Here is a 16862-nt window from a genome sequence, read left to right on the forward strand (position 1 = left end):
CTTATCCTATTTTCATCCAGAAAAAAGACCCAAATGAAAAATCATCTGGGTCTCGTATAAGTAATTGACCAATTGCATGTCTACTAAAGCATTCTTATATCAGCGCTTCATTCTTCTCGAACCAGAAATCAAGAACTTTAGCGGACATCACACGTTGCTCCAGATACTCCACTTGGTTTGTTGTGAATTTCTCCCTCCAAGGGAAGGAAAGTTCCTCACATAAACCTTTGATTGTCAGAAGTTCTGACCAAGCTACATAGCGTTTGTACCAAAAAAACTGAGGATGTTCAATCATATAGGGATACAGATCGTCGAATTCCGTGTGTTTGCAATCCAGCGCACGCTCGAAGTGATCCTTGGCCTCGGTTAATTTATCAATAAAAAATTGCTCAGTCACCGGTTCTTTCCCCATTGTGACGCCTCCTCCCTATGTCTGATTTTATTATAAAGGAAAATCTATAGGGTGAAAAGCAGTTGTTTGAAAAATAGGCCTGTTCTTATCTCAAAAACGGGTTATTCCCCAAATTCAATGGTGCCTCCACTAAGAGAAGTAATTCTTACGAGTGACTCCAGTCGGATGCCTTGTTCTTTGATCGTCCGGGCACCAGCCTGAAAGCTTTTTTCCACTACAACGCCAAGACCTACCAGCTCAGCGCCAGAGCGCTCGATGATCTTAATCAATCCACGTGCTGCATCACCATTAGCAATAATATCATCGATAAAGAGGATTTTATCCTCTGGAGAGATGAATTGGCGAGACAACATAATGTCGGTAACAATACCTTTCGTAAAAGAAGGAACTCTTTCACAAAGTGCGTCCGGATCTGCTAACAGTGTTTTTTTGCGACGTGCAAAAACTAACGGCACCTTTAACTCATATGCGGTGGCAAATGCCACGGCAATGCCCGAGGATTCCACGGTCACAATACGTGTAATTCCGCAGTCCGCAAACCTCCCGGCAAACTCCCGTCCCATTTCCATCGTAAGCTGCGGATCTACCTGATGATTCAACAGTGCATCCAGCTTCAGCACTTCATCCGAAACGACGACACCTTCCTCCAAAATCCGCTGTTTCAACACTTCCATGACTTTGAACCTCCAATACCCTTTATAATCGCAGACGTTCCGTACAAATGAATCACGGAAGTCATGTCCTACTGATCCTCATCATAACCTGTACTATACAGAGTGCACAAGGCAATCCTGCATAGCACGCATTATGATTTTTCTTTTGTTCTTAAAACTATTAGGAGGGGAGCCATGAAATCACATGTCCGAACATTACAGATCGCATTCACTTACATTGGCACCATTGTAGGAGCCGGATTCGCCACCGGACAAGAAATATTAAAATTCTTCACTCGTTACGGACACTGGGCAGTCCTGACCATCCTGCTCTCTACTATACTGTTTATATGGCTGGGTACGAAAATGATGGTCATCGCTCGGCGCATAGAAGCAGAGTCTTATGAAGACTTTAACCGACACCTCTTCGGCGACCAAGTCGGAAGCACCATCAGTTTGTTCACGATGGTCATCTTAATCGGTGTCAACAGTATTATGCTTGCAGGCGCGGGTGCTATTTTTCAAGAGCATCTTGGATTTCATTATCAAACAGGGCTAATACTCACGCTGGTTGGTTCTTATTTCCTGCTTAAACGGGGAATTTCCGGTATTCTACAAATGAACAGTCTGATCGTCCCATTAATGCTTACGCTGTCACTCATCATTATTTTTAATACCTTTCAAATTCCAGGAGCTCAGCGGTTCTTATTCCTAGAAACGGATCGGACAATCTTTGGCGCTTGGATGTCGCCGCTGCTCTACACCGCCTTCAATCTAGGTATGGCTCAAGCCGTATTAGTTCCCATGGCTCGGCATACTGATGAAGAAAAATCTCTTGTCTGGGGCGGTATTATTGGTGGTGCCGGAATCGGCTTTATGTTGATCGCCGCGCATTTCGCGATGAGCTCACAGATGCCTGATATTCTCCAATTTGAAATCCCTATGGGCAACATCGCCATCCGGTTGGGTACTGTAGTACAAACTATATATTTGTTGCTGATCTTCTTGGAGATCTTTAGCACTTTTGTCGCCGACATTTATGGTGTCACCATGCAGCTTAAACAACGAATTCCAGTTAAACCCGCATTGATTACGCCGATTCTGATGTTGGTCTGTTATTTATTGAGCCAATTTGGCTTTAGCTCTCTACTCTCCGTGTTCTACCCGATCTTCGGAGCTTTGTCGATGGTCTGGGCTGTCATGCTACTACGTACGCCATGGTCTACTCCACCACGTAGCGATTCCTCATCAGGTTCGAGTGGAAAAGGGAACAGCCTTGTATCCATAAAACCAGTTACACGGAAATAACTGCTGCTGTTGGAATGATTCGTGCTGCCGCTTCCGCCACATGCTTGTGACAGGTCATCATCACAATCTGGCGGGAGACCGACAGTTCACCAAGCAGTGAAAGCGCAGCATGAAGACGAGCCTCGTCAAAATTGACGAATAGATCATCGAATAGTAGTGGTAACGATACTTGCCGAGACATCGTCTCTGCAAGTGCCAAGCGGATGGAAAGGTACAACTGTTCTGCCGTCCCACGGCTGAGCAGACCGCTGTCCAGCAGTCCAGCATCTTTGTGTTCCGCTTTTAGTTCTTTATGACCTAGAGTCATAACTACTCTTTTGTATTCCCCTTCGGTCAGCTTGGAGAAATAGTCAGATGCAAGCAAAAGTACCTGCGGTTGCTTCTCCTGTTCATAAATACGGCGGGTTCTTCCGATTAATTCAGCAGTTAATGCTGCTACCGCATACTTATTAGCCACGATTCGCAGAGCAGCTCTCTGCTCTTCCAATTGCTGAATAACAGAGTCCTCCATACAACGCTCTTTCAAATACTCCCTTTCCTGAAGCAGCTTTCCTCGTTGCTCCAGCAGGGTGTTCCACAGTTCTTCTTCCCGTTCAGCTAGCTCTTCAGCTGCCGTACGTTCCTTCTGGAGTGCTGAAGCATCATGATGATCTAATAATAACTGCAAGGCGTTAACTCGCTCATCCTCCCAGCCTCCAAACATGGCTAGCTCCCACTGGCGAATGGATTTATTCAGCTCACTACGCCGCTGTACAGCAGCCGATCTCCTTAAGAAATCCTCCCCGCCTGTTGCTCCGCCTTCGTCCAACAGGTGGTCACGCTGTTCTCTTAACTCACCTAATACCCTATGGCTCTCCTTAAGCTCTTCCAGAAGCTCTTGTAACCGTGACTGAATGCCTTCCCGGCGAACCAGGTCCTTTTTCAGTTCATCCCAAGCTCTTTTTCGAAGTTCCAGCCAGCTTAGTAAAGTTAGTGCAGATCGTCGCTGTCCATCGTGCGGATCCATATCAAAGCTAGTTGCCGCTACACCAGACTCGTCTAAAGGATCAGTACCTGATTCATGAATGAGAGCAAGCAGCTCCTCCTCGAACACGTTACACTCATCTTCCAGCTCTTTCAGACGTAAAGATAGCTTATTCTCTTGGCGCAGCAGTTCGTTCCCCTGCTCCACCATAGCGAAGATATCCGGCAGCCCTTCCGGAGACAACCCTTCGGGCAATCTGCGCCCACGCAGCCATTCTTCATAGTGCTCAGCAGTTTGCGTAAAAGCCGTCTCTGCCAGGCTCATTTCTTCCGCGAGCAGCTTCTCTTGGCCTGCCAGCGTCTCCAGCTCCGTGCGGCAGGCATCCCGCTCGGCGGCATAGCGTTCAATGCGCTGCCGCCAAGCGGACCAAGCCTCCATGAGCCTGCGAAGCTCCCTCATGGAGGCTTCCAGCCCGCCTGCGTCAGGGCTGGACCCCGGGGCGGCCGATCGCCGCCCCGGCATGGCGCTCTCCGGCTCCGCCCCGGAGAGCAGCTGCCCCCGCAGCCGCAGCATCTCGGCTGCGGCTGTGCCCACGTCCCCGCCACTCCCTGGCGGGGACGCTTCCGGCCGGCGCGCTCCGCTGAGGCCGGCCCAAAGGGCCAGATCGGCCGCGCCAAGCAGGCCGATCGCGAGCACTGCGCTGACCGGCGGAGCACCGGTCAGCCACAGCGCTGTGGGCAGCAGCACGGTTAGTGCTGCCCCAGCCCACAGCAGGCGCCGGTAGAGCGCGGCCATGCGCTGCGCGCTAGGCCCGTCACTTCCGGCGCCGGGGCCGCGCTGCGGCCCTTCGCTGAGCTGCGCTTCGCGCCAGCGCTCGGCCGCCTGCTGCAGCTCGTCCCACAGCTGCAGCACTTCTCGGGCGCTGCGCGGAGCCAGCTGCGCAAAAGATTCGGCGCCGGTAGCGTGTTCACGCGCCAACGCCCGTTCTGCTGCCTGCAGCGAAGCTGAGGCAGCGGCCAAGCGGGAACGCAGCGTCTGCCGTGCTGCGCCCTCCGCTTCCATGCGGCGATCATAACTTGCGAACGCCGCCGCAAACCTCCGTGCAGCTTCACGATCCGCCGCTGCACCCGAAAATGCAGTCAGCTCTGCCGCGCTCCAGCTGACATCAATGCCTCGCAGAATTCGCTGCAAATGCTCATTCAGCGCGGTCAATTCACCTTCTAGCCGCTGTCTTTCCGCTCGCAGGTTTTCATAGCTGCTCCGATGGCGATCCAGCCGCTCCAGGGCAGGCCCTTGCGCTGTTAACAACGCATTCGGCGGATTCTGCTCCAGCTCAGCCGTAAGCTCACTTTGCAGACGTTCATAACGAGTTACTGCTCCCTGAGCATTCCGAATTTCACCTTCAAGTGCCTGATAGCGAATCGCTCCATCTTCAGGAAAGGTTGTAATCGCTGGCAGGTCCTGCAGCTCGAGCTGCGCATCGCTCCATTTTAACCACAATTCACGAACATCCTGAGCTTTGCGAAGCATCACGAGCTTGTCTCCAGTAAGCTTACGTTGTTGTTCCAGTTGATCTAGCTCAGATTCCGTAACCTTTAATGCTGCTATATTACCGTTATAACGTGGAAGATAAGAGCGGCTCTCCGCCATCTGACGCTCTAGTTTCTCAATAGCCTGAACGATTTTAGCAGCTTCCTGTAGCTTGCCCCGAGGTTTATACAGCTTCTCAGCTTCCTGTACCAATCGGCGTTCCGCACGCATGATCGTTCCACCACCGCCCATACCCGCGTGAAAGAGAAAGCTGCCCATCTCTTCTGATTGAAGCGCAGCAAGCTCCTGCAGTTCATCGAGAGAGACCGCGAACAATTGATGGAACATGCTCCGAGAGATACCACCAAGCAAAAGACGCTCCATTTCAGCTTGCCCTAGCTCTTGCGTTGTTCCATTCGGATGGTTAACCGTGATGTTCAGTTTCTCATTTCTTCCTAAGCCCTCACCACCAGTTGTATGGCGACGAATGGTCCACAGGGCACCATTACTATCACGTGCCTTCAGTATTCCCCCATGTAATCCGCCTTGCATAGGTTCATACCTCTCCGTAGGGTTACCACGACTTGGAATTCCAAACAGCATGGAGCGAATAAACTGTAACGTCGTGCTTTTTCCTGCTTCATTACGTCCATAGAGTATAGTAACTCCTTCCGATAGTTCAATCTCTCGGTTATGCAAACGTCCGAAGCCATGGATCTGCAAATATTCAATTCTCATCTTCTGGAGCACCCTCCATTCCACCGAGCATTGTGATTCCCTGTTCTGCTGCACTACGAAGCCAACTTAGCTTCTCCTCTTGACTTGTCACCGAGAGCAGCTGTCGCAGCTCCTGATTCTCCATGAGCGGCTTAAGCGCACTGTTTATTAATTCTTCAAGCGCTTCTGCTGAATGTTCCGTACGCTCTGTAATTCGCAGCATTTCTCCAAGAAAGCTATCCTCCTCTAATAACCGTTCACGGTCAATAGCTAACCCGGATTCTACAGCGAATCCTTCCACCCAGACAAGTCCCTTATAATCTTTACGCTCAGCACGTACCGCCTCACGGCGCTGGAGTTCAGACAGCAGATCCTCTACCGCTCCTTTTTCAGCTAATACTTTATGTACGTCCCCGCGTCCGATCAGACGAAATCTGACCACTGACATCAGCTCCGGGAGTTCCTCCCTGATATCGTCAATCACCTGCTCTACCCTTTGTATCCATTCTGCTTCATTACTCAATCCCTCAATGGACAGATCCCGTACCTGCCAGCGAACATAATCAAGCTCATGAAAATGGGGCGTAGCACTTCCAGCCTCATCAACATCCACAACATAACAACCTTTTGGTCCGGTTTCCTTAATGCTACGTCCTTGTATATTGCCCGGGTATATAATCGCCGGTTTTTCATGCAATACACTACGTTTATGGATATGTCCAAGTGCCCAATAATCAAAACCCCGTTCGATAAGGTCCCTACGACTGCAAGGAGAATACGTCTCGTGCAGTAAATCACCGTCTACATTCCCATGCAGCATAGCAATATGAAACAGACGGCTGCCAGCCTTTCGAGAAAAGGTCACTGCAGTGTTGTCCGTAACTTTCGCAGTCGGATAGGAGATTCCACTAACAATAGCCACTTCTTGACCATCTTTGCGACGGTAAGCCGAAGCGAGATCTGGCTTCTCTCCTCCAAACACGGTTACATGGCTGGGCATTTCTGTAGTCAGACGCAATCCGTCAAGTGGATCATGGTTGCCATGGATCAGAAACACGTGTATTCCTTGCTGACCCAGTTCCTTGAGTGCTTCCTGAAATCGCAGTTGACCCTGTAAGGAAGCGTCAGAAACATCGTATACATCTCCACTGATGACGATAAAATCAACATTCTCTTGGATGGCAACGCGGACAAGCCGCCCAAGGGCGGCGAAGGTTGACTCACGTAAATAAGAACGAATGGCTGGCGAAATATGCGCCAGCCCAGCAAAACGGCTATCCAGATGTAAGTCAGCAGCATGTAGAAATCGAAATGGAATCATAGCTGCTCACCCCTTGGTTCCTGAGGGATACTGTAAGTATGTCTTTTTAAGTTCATTAGCGACACGAGTCAGCGAGTACAAGCTTTTCGCTTTATCCCAAGCTGAACGAGAAAGCTCATAACGATAAGCCGGATCAGATATCACCTTCTCTAAGGCGTCAGCAAGAGCAATCTCATCATCAGGACTGACGAGCAGGCCATTCACACCATCTTCAATCTGCTCCGGTATCCCGCCTACATTCGTCCCAACTAAAGCCAAGCAGCTAAGCGCTGCTTCTGCAAACACCGATCCGAAGGCCTCCGCCCGAGAAGGCAGCACGAAAATATCAAAGAAAGGCATGAATTCTTCCGGATGGAGCGTATATCCATAAAAAATTGTTTCATTATAAATCCCTAATTGCTTAGCCATGTTTTCCAAATCCGCACGGGAAGGTCCATCTCCAATAATATGCAGTACATATTCATGGCCGCGATTTTTAAGCTCAGCACAGGCCTTGAGTAAAGTATCAATTCCTTTGGCTGGAACTAGACGTGTCACAGTCACTAGCTGTGGTACAGCGTTGTCATGCGGGACTGGCTTAAACCTTTTCTCATCAAAACCATTCGGTATTACTCCTATATTAGAAGGATCTAGAATATAAGGCGCCACATACTCTGCAAAAGCTTGCGACACAGTCATTAACCGATCACTAACATGCTCAAGTTCGCGGTATAGCGAAACTAGAAACTGATGTTCCAGCCCACCTTCAGAAATAGCTCCATTCAGAATCAGCTCTCGCTCATAACTGGAATGTAAGGTTTGAATTAACGGAGTATTTGGAAATACTTTTTTCATTGCTAAACCAGCAATTGGATGATGGGAATGGATAAGATCATATGTCTTGCTCATTCGTAGTTTAGTCCACCATAGATAATCACGGTAGGTCTGAATATATTTCTGAACGATCTGACTTTCCCCAAACTGGGTCCAATCAAAGGTCTCGAATATGACTTCTTCATGTCCCTTGTTGCGAATCCGCTTAGGTAACCAAAACAAATCCATCTCCCAGCGGCTTGAACGGAACCTTTCCTGAAGATAAGGGATCATGGACGATACACCACCGGGTTGCTCCGGTGGGAAGAAGAGCGCTTGCAGCAAATTCATATGGTACATCCCCTTTACAATTGCCTTACGTACAGTAAGACTTGGCAATTATGATATAGTTGTGTATATGTAGAATTTCAGGTACGATTACGTTCCCCATACCTTGATTTTATCGGTATAAACATGAAACAGCAACTAAGAAAAAGGAGAATGATCTATGAAGGAAGAACAGCTGCCTGCCTCTTACACCGCATATATACAAGAAATGCTGGGGCAAGAGGCAAATGCTTTTCTAGAAAGTTATTCAGCTCCACGAACGCAGGGACTTCGCTTTAATCCATTGAAAAGTATCTCAGATTCAGGTCAAGTCGCAGTAGAACGCACAGTCTCACAGTTTGATCTGAAACCTATCCCATGGTGCCCTGATGGTTATTATTATGAAGAACCCGCTCGACCAGGCAGGCACCCTTACCATGCTGCTGGACTATATTATATTCAGGAGCCTTCCGCAATGTCCGCAGCTGAACTGCTGGCACCTAAACCCGGTGAAACCGTCCTCGACCTTGCAGCAGCTCCTGGGGGTAAAACTACGCATATCGCTGGTTTAATGCAAGGACAAGGCCTCTTAATTTCTAATGAAATCCATCCAGAGCGTGCAAAAATTCTTGCAGAGAACGTAGAACGTTTAGGTATAAAGAATACCCTCGTAACCTGTGCAACGCCAGAGCAACTGTCTTCGCGCTTTCCACTTGCTTTTGACCGAATTATGCTGGATGCTCCTTGCTCAGGAGAAGGCATGTTTCGAAAAGATCCAAATGCCGTTCAAGAGTGGTCTCCTGACCATGTGGTTATGTGTGCGGCGAGACAATGGGACATCCTGCAAGACGCCTACCTTATGCTTAAGCCTGGGGGGACTCTAGCCTACTCTACTTGCACCTTTAACCGTCAAGAGAATGAGGAGATCATTGCCCGATTGACGGATCGTTACCCCAATATGGAATTAATCACCCACAAGCGCCTTTGGCCACATTTAGAAAAAGGCGAAGGCCACTTTGTTGCACTCCTATGTAAGCAAAGTGTCACCGAAAACGACGTTAACGATGACGCCAAACGCAGCACCAAAAAGCGTCGAAGCAAAAGCAACCCAAAAATTAATTCTTCCGTTCGCGATGCATACCAGTTATTCCAAGACTGGGCTTCGTTAGAGCTTCCTGGTTTCTCATATCAAGGCGTCCCTCTGCTGTTCGGAGAATCCCTTTATTTACTGCCTGAATCCTTTAATGGCAACCTCCATACTGGGCTGCTGGATGGTTTGCGTATTCCTCGTGCCGGGCTACATATTGCCCATTTGAAGAAAAATCGGATTGAACCCGCTCACGCCCTAGCGATGGCGATTCAGCACACACAAGTAACACGTAGTTTTGATCTCAGTAGTGGGGGGCTGGAAATACATGCTTGGCTCCGGGGAGAAAGCTTACCAGTACCGGTGGAATTACATGGATGGACACTAGTAACTTTAGATGGATTGCCGATAAGTTGGGGCAAAGCAAGTGCAGGCCAACTTAAGAATCATCTTCCTAAAGGACTTCGCATCTTAAAAGCCCATATTGACGAGCAATAGGCCATAGACCAGTACATCCAGTCCACTTTGGCATATGATGTCATTATCTCAGAAAGCTGCGACACCCGCCGCAGCACTTGAGAACAAAGACATATGGTAAGGAGGAATTAACATGGGTGAATTTCATGGAGGAGCCTTCACTTCGACTGGAGCGATCTTGGTACTTTTTATCTTGCTCGTAATCATTTCCCGTTCGTTGTTCGTTTAATACCAATCCGGCTAATTAGACGGTGAAATTAAAGCGGCTGTGTCGTCCTTTGTAGGGCGGTGCGGCCGCTTTATTTCTTTCCAGCATAACATCTCCATTTGTTGTTCTCGTGAATATTTACCGTTTGAAAGCCAACTTTCTGAAATAACTGATCTATCTCTTCGTTTTTTGTGTATTGTTTCATGTGATAATTGATTTTATAGACCTCAGAAATAATAACAAACGTTCCGCCTGCCTTCAGCACCCTATACACTTCACTTATATTTTGTTCAAGATCTGGCCAGAAATAATGCGTCTGAATAGCCATGATCGTCCCGAAAAATCCGTCATTGAACGGTAAAGCCGATACGTCTCCCTGACTAATCTTCACCTTACCTGCGGCAACAGCCTTATTGTTTTTTTGATTGGATGTCTCCACAGCTTGCTGAGAATAATCTATGCCGTAGATTTCCTGATGTTTATTTTGGTTTGAAAGCATATGTATAGTTTGACCGCCACCACAGCCTATGTCCAAAATAGGTGCGTTGTTCATCATTTCTATTTTTTTAAGCCCCCACGTTGTTATGCTGGAATGTGCCTGGTTCATGATCTTGATCATGATATTCCCCACGAATCCTCTCGGGTTCTTGGCTTGATCGATCAGTGCATTCAATAATCCCATATTTGTACCTCCCAATCAATTGGACAAACCAGCAGCCTGATCACTTGATATATGTTCCGTAAGATTTTCAGCTGTAACTACCCACTTATCTACTTGATACTCTATTTTATGAATACTTGTATATGAAGTCGGGAAATGGTCATTCTTATTGGTCCACGTTAGCCCTTTTAAAATATGATAAATAATATTAATTACGCCACCATGCGTAACCACAATTACATTTTCTTTTGGATCAGTACTCTCCAGTTCATTACATAGTTTTGAGAAACTTGTATTAATTCGCGTAAAAAAATCCTGTGGGCTCTCTCCTCCTGGAAATCTCTCATCCATTCTTAATTCTGAGAAATAGAGACCCGGGTATCGTTCATTTGCAATTTCATGGGGCATTCCAGCGATTACACCATTATTCGTTTCTCTCCAAGACTGACTGCTTTCAACAGGCAAGCTTAGCGCTCTGGCGATCTCATTTGCTGTATCTAACGCACGCTGCAAATCACTACTAAGGATACGAGTGATGTTAAAGCTAGACTGATTTTCCTTAAGATAACAACCAAGTCGTTCGGCTTGTCTATAGCCCTCTACTACAAGCCCACGTTGACTCCAACCCCCACGATAGCCTTCATCATCTATTCCATGCCGTATAAAATATATAGCCATCGATTGTACACCTCCAAAAAAGATTGTTATACATTTGCATTAAACTTCGAGATCGCTTGTTTTTGAAGTTGATCCCAATGGGGCGTCGCAATGTTTGCTTGTTGTTTCAACTTATCAAACGAATTAAACAAAGCAGCAATTTCGCTGAAAGAACCATCTACAAATTTCATAAAGGGTAATTTATGAATTATTTTCAGACCATAGTATACACCCTGTTTATGTTTTCGAATAAAGTCAACTTGCCCTGCCGGAGTGATCGTATAATCTAGCTTCTCCATCATTTGAAACCCTTCGTCCATTACTGAAATGGCTTGTTTTAATAGCTTCTTATCTTTAGATACCTTTTTCAAATCCCCGTCATGAAGATAATTAAGGGAGTTCAAAGCCACTATAGGCACGATATGACTTTTGAGCCAAGCATCCATATCCTCATGATAAGTTAGCTTATACTTAGCGTTCTCAAACGCTTTTTCCAGTAAGTGTTTTATTGGGATCTCACCGTCAAGACTGCCAAGTACCATTTGCCCACCTGCATGTATTTTGATAACTCGACCGCTCGCTTCACGAATTCCTGCGCTAAGCTGAAATCCAAAGAGTATATTTTTTCTTACATCGCTCATTTCCTGAAGATCCTTTTGCATTTCTTGAGCATCGCCATTATTACCCACAAGAATTATATTCTGACTCTGATTTTTAGCTAAAATAGGTAATACGGCCGGAAAATCATTGTATTTCATAACAACAAAAATAAGATCATAGTGATCATCCGGTTGAAGCTCTGAGATGACTTTTACAGAATCCATAGTGTTTTTACATTGAAAATAATGGCGAAGTACAAGACCGTCTTTCGTCAATTGCTCTGCACGCTTCCCTCTGGCAAGCACTGTGACATCGTTTCCCCCACGCACCAGGACATGTGCAAGATAGCTGCCTAAAACTCCCGCTCCGAAAACTAATATTCTCATATTTAACTCCTCTATCCCTTTTTAGACATTTGTTGAATTTCGATCATCTGTTCGATAAAATCAGATTATCACATCTCCGGTAGGGTTCAATCGTTAGTTTGATCGGTTTTGTTGATTTTTCAACAAAATACAATACATTGTTTGATAAAAAGGGAGTCTTACCATGGATAGAAGAATTAAAAAAAACCAAACAGCCATCATGAATGCATTAATTCAACTAATGGCTGAAAAAGATTTTGAAAAAATAACGATTAACGAAATCGCAGAGCGCGCTGATGTAAACCGCGGAACGATTTATTCCCATTATGCGGATAAATATGATCTGATGGATAAATGCCTGGCGGCTCAGCTCCAGCAACTAATCGAAAGCTGCTCCGCAGTGGAGGATGAAACCGAACCCAATCCCTCTAAGGCATCATTACTCCGCACGCTGGAACAATTGGAGGAGAATGCTCTCTTTTATAAGACTTTATTAAGAAACAAAGCTTTGCTCTCCTTTAGAAACCAATTACAAGATATGATAAATAATCAAATCAAAACACAATTCTTAGAAAACAATTTAAACCTAGATAAGTTAAGTAAGGATATATCCGTACAATTTTTGAGTTCGGCGACTGTCGGAGTGATTGAATGGTGGTTTACCCATAGTAATCCTTGTTCTGCAAAAGAAATTACTGAAAAGTTATGGTCAATGCTAGATCTGAATCTGCAAATGATCCATTCTCAAGCTTGAAAATATTATCCCATATCCATCTCATAAATGGAGCTGATGATCTTTTCAATTTGAATCTCCTTAATGGATATATCAAGAATCTCTACCTTTTCACTAAGAATATGAAGAAACTCACCCATTTTACACTGCTCGGTATCGATCTCTAATTCCACTTCGTAATCCGATATTCTTTCCGATATCAGAGTCCCAGGCAGGTCAATATCTCCAATCGTTGTAGCTGCAGAAAGCCTGACCACTTTTTTAGCGCCTAAATGAAGTCGAAGTTCGGAGAACTTATCGTCATATACTTTTTTACCTTGATGAATAATTAGTACTCTTTGTACCAAACGCTCCACATCTTCCAAGTCATGTGTCGTTAGAATAAATGTGGTGCCTTCCTGATTCATTTGCTTAATGAATTCTCTGATTCTTTGTTTAGCTATAACATCCAGCCCGATCGTCGGCTCATCCAAAAAAACCACTGGCGGAGAATGAAGCATTGCCATAATAAACTCGCATTTCATTCGTTCTCCCAGTGAAAGGGTGCGCGTAGGCTTAGTGATAATATCACCAATCTCAAACATGCTAACAAATCGGTCTAGTCTTGTACGAAAGTCATTCGTAGGAATATCATAAATTTCCTTATTCATATAAAAGCTATCCAAAGGAGGAATGTCCCATATTAACTGAGATTTCTGTCCGAACAAAACTCCGATTTGCTTTACATATTGATTTTTCTGCTTATGAGGGTTGTATCCTAGAACATTTATTTCTCCTGATGTAGGATAGAGAACGCCTGTCAGCATTTTAATAGTCGTAGATTTACCTGCACCGTTTGGCCCCAGAATGCCAATGATCTCTCCTTTTCCAACACTGAACGAAAGATCTTCTACAGAGGTGATAATCGATTTTTCACGGTGAAACAGACTTTTAAATACGCTTTTTGCATCTTGTCCACGGTGATACGTTTCATATTGCTTAGTTAAATTCTTGACGGTAATAATGTCCAATGTAATTCTCCTTCATACAAATTCATCCTCCGGCACTTTTGTAACTACGAAGCATGTACGTATAGAGCCAAATTCCGAAGGCCGCAAATAACACACAAGGGATAATCGCTATAAAAAAATAAGCTTCCCATCGTCCAAGCAGTGTAGATGCAGGAAAGTAAGCAATCATGGAAACCGGAAAAAGAAAAGAACTCACGGCTACGACTGCTTTAGGGAAAATCGTCCCTGGATAGCGTCCAAAAGACTTAATGCTCTCAAACATCTCCGGCAAGCGGGAATTCGCCACCCATTTGAAGGAAATCGCTGCAACAATGAGCGCCACGCCAAACATGACAAGCATCCCTGCTCCAAACAATAACAGGAACAATAACCAAGAGCTGAAGGTCATCCCATCGATTCCGCTAAGTGCGTAAACGAACATGACTACTCCTCCACCTAAAAGCCCGATACTTTCGAACTCAAAAGATCTGGCCAACAGCAGAAAAAGGCTCGAGGTTGGTTTAATTAATACCACTTCCAGCGTTCCTTCCACTACATGGGACATCGTATTCCACATGATTCCGTTGAAAAAAATCCCGGCACAAGCCGTAGACAGAATGAAGACAGATTGAATTAATAGTGCCTCTTTAAAGGTCCATCCTTCAAATGAAGCATTCGAATTATAAATGAATACCGTTACTAGAGGAAACAACACATTCCCTATAAGCATGATAAGACTATTAAGAATAAAATTAACACGATAAGTGATAGCAGAAGCTATATTCGCCTTCATACAAGTTTTGTATATTAAAAACATACGTTTCATGCGCCCACCCCCGTAAAATGCTTAAGCGACACCGCATACAACACCCGGCAGACTATTCCGGCAATAATAACGGCTATAAGCTGCAGCAACAAAACTTGAGGAATAGGTAAGGTTATATCAGCTAAAGTATAGCTACCTGTATAGACCATTGCAGGCAGAAAGGTCGTATATTGAAACGGTAAGAAAAAGGAAGCCATCTGTAAGGATTTTGGAAAAAAGACTAATGGAATCAGTGATCCTGAGAATATCCCCTCACAAAGACTGAAAAAGTTACGAATACTGGAGGATTGCACCATCCAAAAGGCCACCATTCCAATACTATAGTGGATGAAAAAATTCATCATGAACGCCATAGCTATCGATAGCATTGCGTATAGTAAATTTGCGGGTAAAACATCAATATGAAAAATAAAGAAGAAGATCATTAAACAGGGTATAAATTCAAATAGAAGCCCAAGTACCCTATGCCCTGCCTTCTGTGACAATGCATAGAACATATGATTCATTGGTCTTAAAGAGAACGTAATGAATTTCCCGGTGCGAATGAGCATTTGTAAATTCCAATCGGCAAAATCCATGGTCAAGTAGTTGATCAACATCGTGGCGCAAAAATAAGAGAGCATCTGAGAGAGCGACATCCCGTTAATAGAGGATTCCCCGCTATAAACAGCGCTCCATATATAATACTGCACTAAAAAATATACCGGGCCTACAAAAATAGAAACCATCGAATGCGTTCTGTACGCACTCCATTCCTTATAAGTAACAAAAGCAACCGCTCTCATAACGCGAAAGCGGTGCTTTATCTTCTCAAACATAAGTCACATCCTGCCTATCTTTGATATCTCACAACATATAATCTTATTCTTATTCGAGTCCGGACCAGATCACATTGTTTGTACCGAAAATCCCTCTACCGTCCCATATATTTTTATGAAAAGGGATATACCAAACGGCAATCAGCTTTTCTACCGGATCAACGACCAAAGAACAAGACCCCCATCCTTCGTGAAAAAAAGTGCCTTCAGAATAAGATGTACTTTCATTATATCGAAGGTCTGGCCCAAGACCGTATGGTCTATCCGCTCCTCCATCTCCCCATGCGTAGTTTGGAAGTTTTTCAGAATTGAACCGCTTGGTCATTTTCTGAACAGCCATCCGACTTAAGATATGACCACCTTCGTATTCCCCATGGTTAAGCAGCATGATTCCGAACTTTTGTAGATCATTAACGGTTGAATACAGTCCCCCACCCGTTCCGGGAGTCTTGATTTCTTCCTCAGACCTTTGTTCTTCATCCGTAATTTCCCCGTTTTGCAGCTTCAGAAGATATTCCTTGGCTTCTTCCGAACGAATAGCGATCCTACCAGCTTTCTCAGGCGGTATATCAAAGAAAGTATCTGTCATGCCTAACGGTTTTACAATGTTGTCCATTATGTAATCTTCTGCAAAAACACCTGTTATTTTCTCAATAATTGCACCAAGAACCACGTATCCGAATGATGAATACATCCATTGAGTCCCTACCGGAAAACGAATGCCATAGGAAAGTCCAGCTTTAATCCAGTTTTCTTTTCCAAGCTCTGATTCATAAATATACCACCATGCACTTTTATAGTAGGTATCACTTATAGTGCCATGATCAGGTGCGATGCCGGAGGTATGCGTCAGTAAATGAGCAATTGTAATCGGCTTAAAAGGATCGGCATCAAACTCCGGAAGAATAGAACTAACTGGTTGTCCCATGAAAATTTTTCCATCATCTGCCAGCTGCCAGATCGCTGTTGCCGTAAACAGTTTGGTAATAGAAGCGATTCGAAAAATTGTATCCGTTTTTAATTCTTGGTCGCTATCTTCTTCGTAACTGAAGCGTCCCCCCGCTCCATTAGCAAATATTTTTCCATAACGACTAAGAGAATAAATATAGCCATCGGCTACTTTCTTATTACAGAGATCCTCATAAAAATGATTAAGTGCCTCTAAACGGTCCTCCCTATAATTCGCTTCGTGCAGCTTGCTAAGCTCTGTAGTTGATAACATCATTCACACTCCTCTAGTATTCTATGAAAAGCCATGTCAATTCTCAAAAATGTAATATATTGCTTATTAATAATACCTTTTCAGTACTATTGTTACAACAAAATCTAACGAACTGGAAGGTCAACTTTATATTTAACTATTCTATACTGATCTCACTTCAATATGTATGGTTTGCGTCTTCTATAACCTTAAGAG

16 protein-coding genes are annotated in these 16862 nt (G+C 44.9%); 4 read left to right on the forward strand and 12 right to left on the reverse strand.

The features are described 5' to 3' along the window. Nucleotides 1-94: 94 nt before the first annotated feature. Together NSQ29_RS16520 and NSQ29_RS16525 are read right to left on the reverse strand one after the other, a co-directional pair. Entirely contained in the window at nucleotides 95-412 is a 318-nt protein-coding gene (locus tag NSQ29_RS16520) for a hypothetical protein (RefSeq protein ID WP_036689410.1), read from the reverse strand. Nucleotides 413-513: 101 nt separating this feature from the next. Beyond that, the gene (locus NSQ29_RS16525) at nucleotides 514-1086 is read right to left on the reverse strand and encodes a xanthine phosphoribosyltransferase (RefSeq protein ID WP_076283133.1); all 573 of its coding nucleotides are present in this window, start codon (nucleotides 1084-1086) and stop codon (nucleotides 514-516) included. Between the two features lie 174 nt (nucleotides 1087-1260). Between NSQ29_RS16525 and NSQ29_RS16530 the strand changes: the two genes are divergently transcribed. Then, nucleotides 1261-2373 carry a YkvI family membrane protein gene (locus tag NSQ29_RS16530; protein WP_042186895.1) on the forward strand — a complete coding sequence of 371 codons (1113 nt, stop codon included), beginning with the start codon at nucleotides 1261-1263 and terminating at the stop codon, nucleotides 2371-2373. On the opposite strand, the gene NSQ29_RS16535 is transcribed toward NSQ29_RS16530, so the two are convergent. From NSQ29_RS16535 to NSQ29_RS16545, 3 genes are read right to left on the reverse strand one after another with little or no spacing between them, the layout of a single operon-like run. Then, nucleotides 2360-5605: an AAA family ATPase gene (locus tag NSQ29_RS16535; RefSeq protein WP_341125618.1), complete on the reverse strand. Its 3246-nt coding sequence runs from the start codon at nucleotides 5603-5605 to the stop codon at nucleotides 2360-2362. The two genes, NSQ29_RS16530 and NSQ29_RS16535, sit on opposite strands and share 14 nt — an antisense overlap. Next, nucleotides 5595-6905, reverse strand: coding sequence for a metallophosphoesterase family protein (locus tag NSQ29_RS16540; protein WP_076283136.1), 1311 nt, complete (start codon nucleotides 6903-6905; stop codon nucleotides 5595-5597). Before NSQ29_RS16540 ends, NSQ29_RS16535 begins: the two co-directional genes overlap by 11 nt. A gap of 6 nt (nucleotides 6906-6911) precedes the next feature. Next, nucleotides 6912-8048 (reverse strand): glycosyltransferase family 4 protein, encoded by a 1137-nt coding sequence (locus tag NSQ29_RS16545; RefSeq protein ID WP_042186889.1) that lies wholly within the window; start codon nucleotides 8046-8048, stop codon nucleotides 6912-6914. A 157-nt stretch (nucleotides 8049-8205) separates the two neighbouring features. On the opposite strand from NSQ29_RS16545, the gene NSQ29_RS16550 reads away from it, so the two are divergent. Together NSQ29_RS16550 and NSQ29_RS16555 are read left to right on the forward strand one after the other, a co-directional pair. Continuing rightward, nucleotides 8206-9609 (forward strand): RsmB/NOP family class I SAM-dependent RNA methyltransferase, encoded by a 1404-nt coding sequence (locus NSQ29_RS16550; RefSeq protein ID WP_341125619.1) that lies wholly within the window; start codon nucleotides 8206-8208, stop codon nucleotides 9607-9609. A gap of 112 nt (nucleotides 9610-9721) precedes the next feature. Beyond that, nucleotides 9722-9817, forward strand: a complete 96-nt coding sequence (locus NSQ29_RS16555; protein WP_197069771.1) for a sporulation protein YjcZ — start codon at nucleotides 9722-9724, stop codon at nucleotides 9815-9817. Nucleotides 9818-9887: 70 nt separating this feature from the next. On the opposite strand, the gene NSQ29_RS16560 is transcribed toward NSQ29_RS16555, so the two are convergent. The 3 genes from NSQ29_RS16560 to NSQ29_RS16570 are packed head-to-tail and all read right to left on the reverse strand — an operon-like array spanning nucleotide 9888 to nucleotide 12100. Further along, the gene (locus NSQ29_RS16560) at nucleotides 9888-10478 is read right to left on the reverse strand and encodes a class I SAM-dependent methyltransferase (protein WP_341125620.1); all 591 of its coding nucleotides are present in this window, start codon (nucleotides 10476-10478) and stop codon (nucleotides 9888-9890) included. Between the two features lie 15 nt (nucleotides 10479-10493). Then, nucleotides 10494-11135 (reverse strand): histidine phosphatase family protein, encoded by a 642-nt coding sequence (locus NSQ29_RS16565; RefSeq protein WP_339173035.1) that lies wholly within the window; start codon nucleotides 11133-11135, stop codon nucleotides 10494-10496. A 26-nt stretch (nucleotides 11136-11161) separates the two neighbouring features. Continuing rightward, complete coding sequence (locus tag NSQ29_RS16570) at nucleotides 11162-12100, reverse strand: ketopantoate reductase family protein (protein WP_339173032.1); 939 nt, start codon at nucleotides 12098-12100, stop codon at nucleotides 11162-11164. A gap of 163 nt (nucleotides 12101-12263) precedes the next feature. On the opposite strand from NSQ29_RS16570, the gene NSQ29_RS16575 reads away from it, so the two are divergent. Next, on the forward strand, nucleotides 12264-12833 hold the full coding sequence (locus NSQ29_RS16575) for a TetR/AcrR family transcriptional regulator (RefSeq protein ID WP_341125621.1): 570 nt from the start codon (nucleotides 12264-12266) through the stop codon (nucleotides 12831-12833). 5 nt (nucleotides 12834-12838) lie between these two features. Here NSQ29_RS16575 and NSQ29_RS16580 read toward each other — a convergent pair whose 3' ends face one another. The 4 genes from NSQ29_RS16580 to NSQ29_RS16595 are packed head-to-tail and all read right to left on the reverse strand — an operon-like array spanning nucleotide 12839 to nucleotide 16670. Further along, on the reverse strand, nucleotides 12839-13822 hold the full coding sequence (locus NSQ29_RS16580) for an ABC transporter ATP-binding protein (RefSeq protein WP_231573419.1): 984 nt from the start codon (nucleotides 13820-13822) through the stop codon (nucleotides 12839-12841). A gap of 22 nt (nucleotides 13823-13844) precedes the next feature. Next, nucleotides 13845-14594: an ABC transporter permease gene (locus NSQ29_RS16585; RefSeq protein ID WP_341125622.1), complete on the reverse strand. Its 750-nt coding sequence runs from the start codon at nucleotides 14592-14594 to the stop codon at nucleotides 13845-13847. A 29-nt stretch (nucleotides 14595-14623) separates the two neighbouring features. Beyond that, nucleotides 14624-15445, reverse strand: a complete 822-nt coding sequence (locus NSQ29_RS16590; RefSeq protein WP_341125623.1) for an ABC transporter permease — start codon at nucleotides 15443-15445, stop codon at nucleotides 14624-14626. A 49-nt stretch (nucleotides 15446-15494) separates the two neighbouring features. Then, nucleotides 15495-16670, reverse strand: coding sequence for a serine hydrolase domain-containing protein (locus tag NSQ29_RS16595; RefSeq protein ID WP_341062005.1), 1176 nt, complete (start codon nucleotides 16668-16670; stop codon nucleotides 15495-15497). Nucleotides 16671-16862: the final 192 nt, after the last annotated feature.

This window comes from Paenibacillus sp. FSL F4-0236, from assembly GCF_038000135.1.
Classification (GTDB): domain Bacteria; phylum Bacillota; class Bacilli; order Paenibacillales; family Paenibacillaceae; genus Paenibacillus_AQ.

What these genes read in the sequence shown, in the direction of transcription:
- NSQ29_RS16520 (WP_036689410.1), bottom strand. Translation starts at nt 412, where the DNA reads ATGGGGAAAGAACCGGTGACTGAGCAATTTTTTATTGATAAATTAACC.
- NSQ29_RS16525 (WP_076283133.1), bottom strand. Translation starts at nt 1,086, where the DNA reads ATGGAAGTGTTGAAACAGCGGATTTTGGAGGAAGGTGTCGTCGTTTCG.
- NSQ29_RS16530 (WP_042186895.1), top strand. Translation starts at nt 1,261, where the DNA reads ATGAAATCACATGTCCGAACATTACAGATCGCATTCACTTACATTGGC.
- NSQ29_RS16535 (WP_341125618.1), bottom strand. Translation starts at nt 5,605, where the DNA reads ATGAGAATTGAATATTTGCAGATCCATGGCTTCGGACGTTTGCATAAC.
- NSQ29_RS16540 (WP_076283136.1), bottom strand. Translation starts at nt 6,905, where the DNA reads ATGATTCCATTTCGATTTCTACATGCTGCTGACTTACATCTGGATAGC.
- NSQ29_RS16545 (WP_042186889.1), bottom strand. Translation starts at nt 8,048, where the DNA reads ATGAATTTGCTGCAAGCGCTCTTCTTCCCACCGGAGCAACCCGGTGGT.
- NSQ29_RS16550 (WP_341125619.1), top strand. Translation starts at nt 8,206, where the DNA reads ATGAAGGAAGAACAGCTGCCTGCCTCTTACACCGCATATATACAAGAA.
- NSQ29_RS16555 (WP_197069771.1), top strand. Translation starts at nt 9,722, where the DNA reads ATGGGTGAATTTCATGGAGGAGCCTTCACTTCGACTGGAGCGATCTTG.
- NSQ29_RS16560 (WP_341125620.1), bottom strand. Translation starts at nt 10,478, where the DNA reads ATGGGATTATTGAATGCACTGATCGATCAAGCCAAGAACCCGAGAGGA.
- NSQ29_RS16565 (WP_339173035.1), bottom strand. Translation starts at nt 11,135, where the DNA reads ATGGCTATATATTTTATACGGCATGGAATAGATGATGAAGGCTATCGT.
- NSQ29_RS16570 (WP_339173032.1), bottom strand. Translation starts at nt 12,100, where the DNA reads ATGAGAATATTAGTTTTCGGAGCGGGAGTTTTAGGCAGCTATCTTGCA.
- NSQ29_RS16575 (WP_341125621.1), top strand. Translation starts at nt 12,264, where the DNA reads ATGGATAGAAGAATTAAAAAAAACCAAACAGCCATCATGAATGCATTA.
- NSQ29_RS16585 (WP_341125622.1), bottom strand. Translation starts at nt 14,594, where the DNA reads ATGAAGGCGAATATAGCTTCTGCTATCACTTATCGTGTTAATTTTATT.
- NSQ29_RS16590 (WP_341125623.1), bottom strand. Translation starts at nt 15,445, where the DNA reads ATGTTTGAGAAGATAAAGCACCGCTTTCGCGTTATGAGAGCGGTTGCT.
- NSQ29_RS16595 (WP_341062005.1), bottom strand. Translation starts at nt 16,670, where the DNA reads ATGATGTTATCAACTACAGAGCTTAGCAAGCTGCACGAAGCGAATTAT.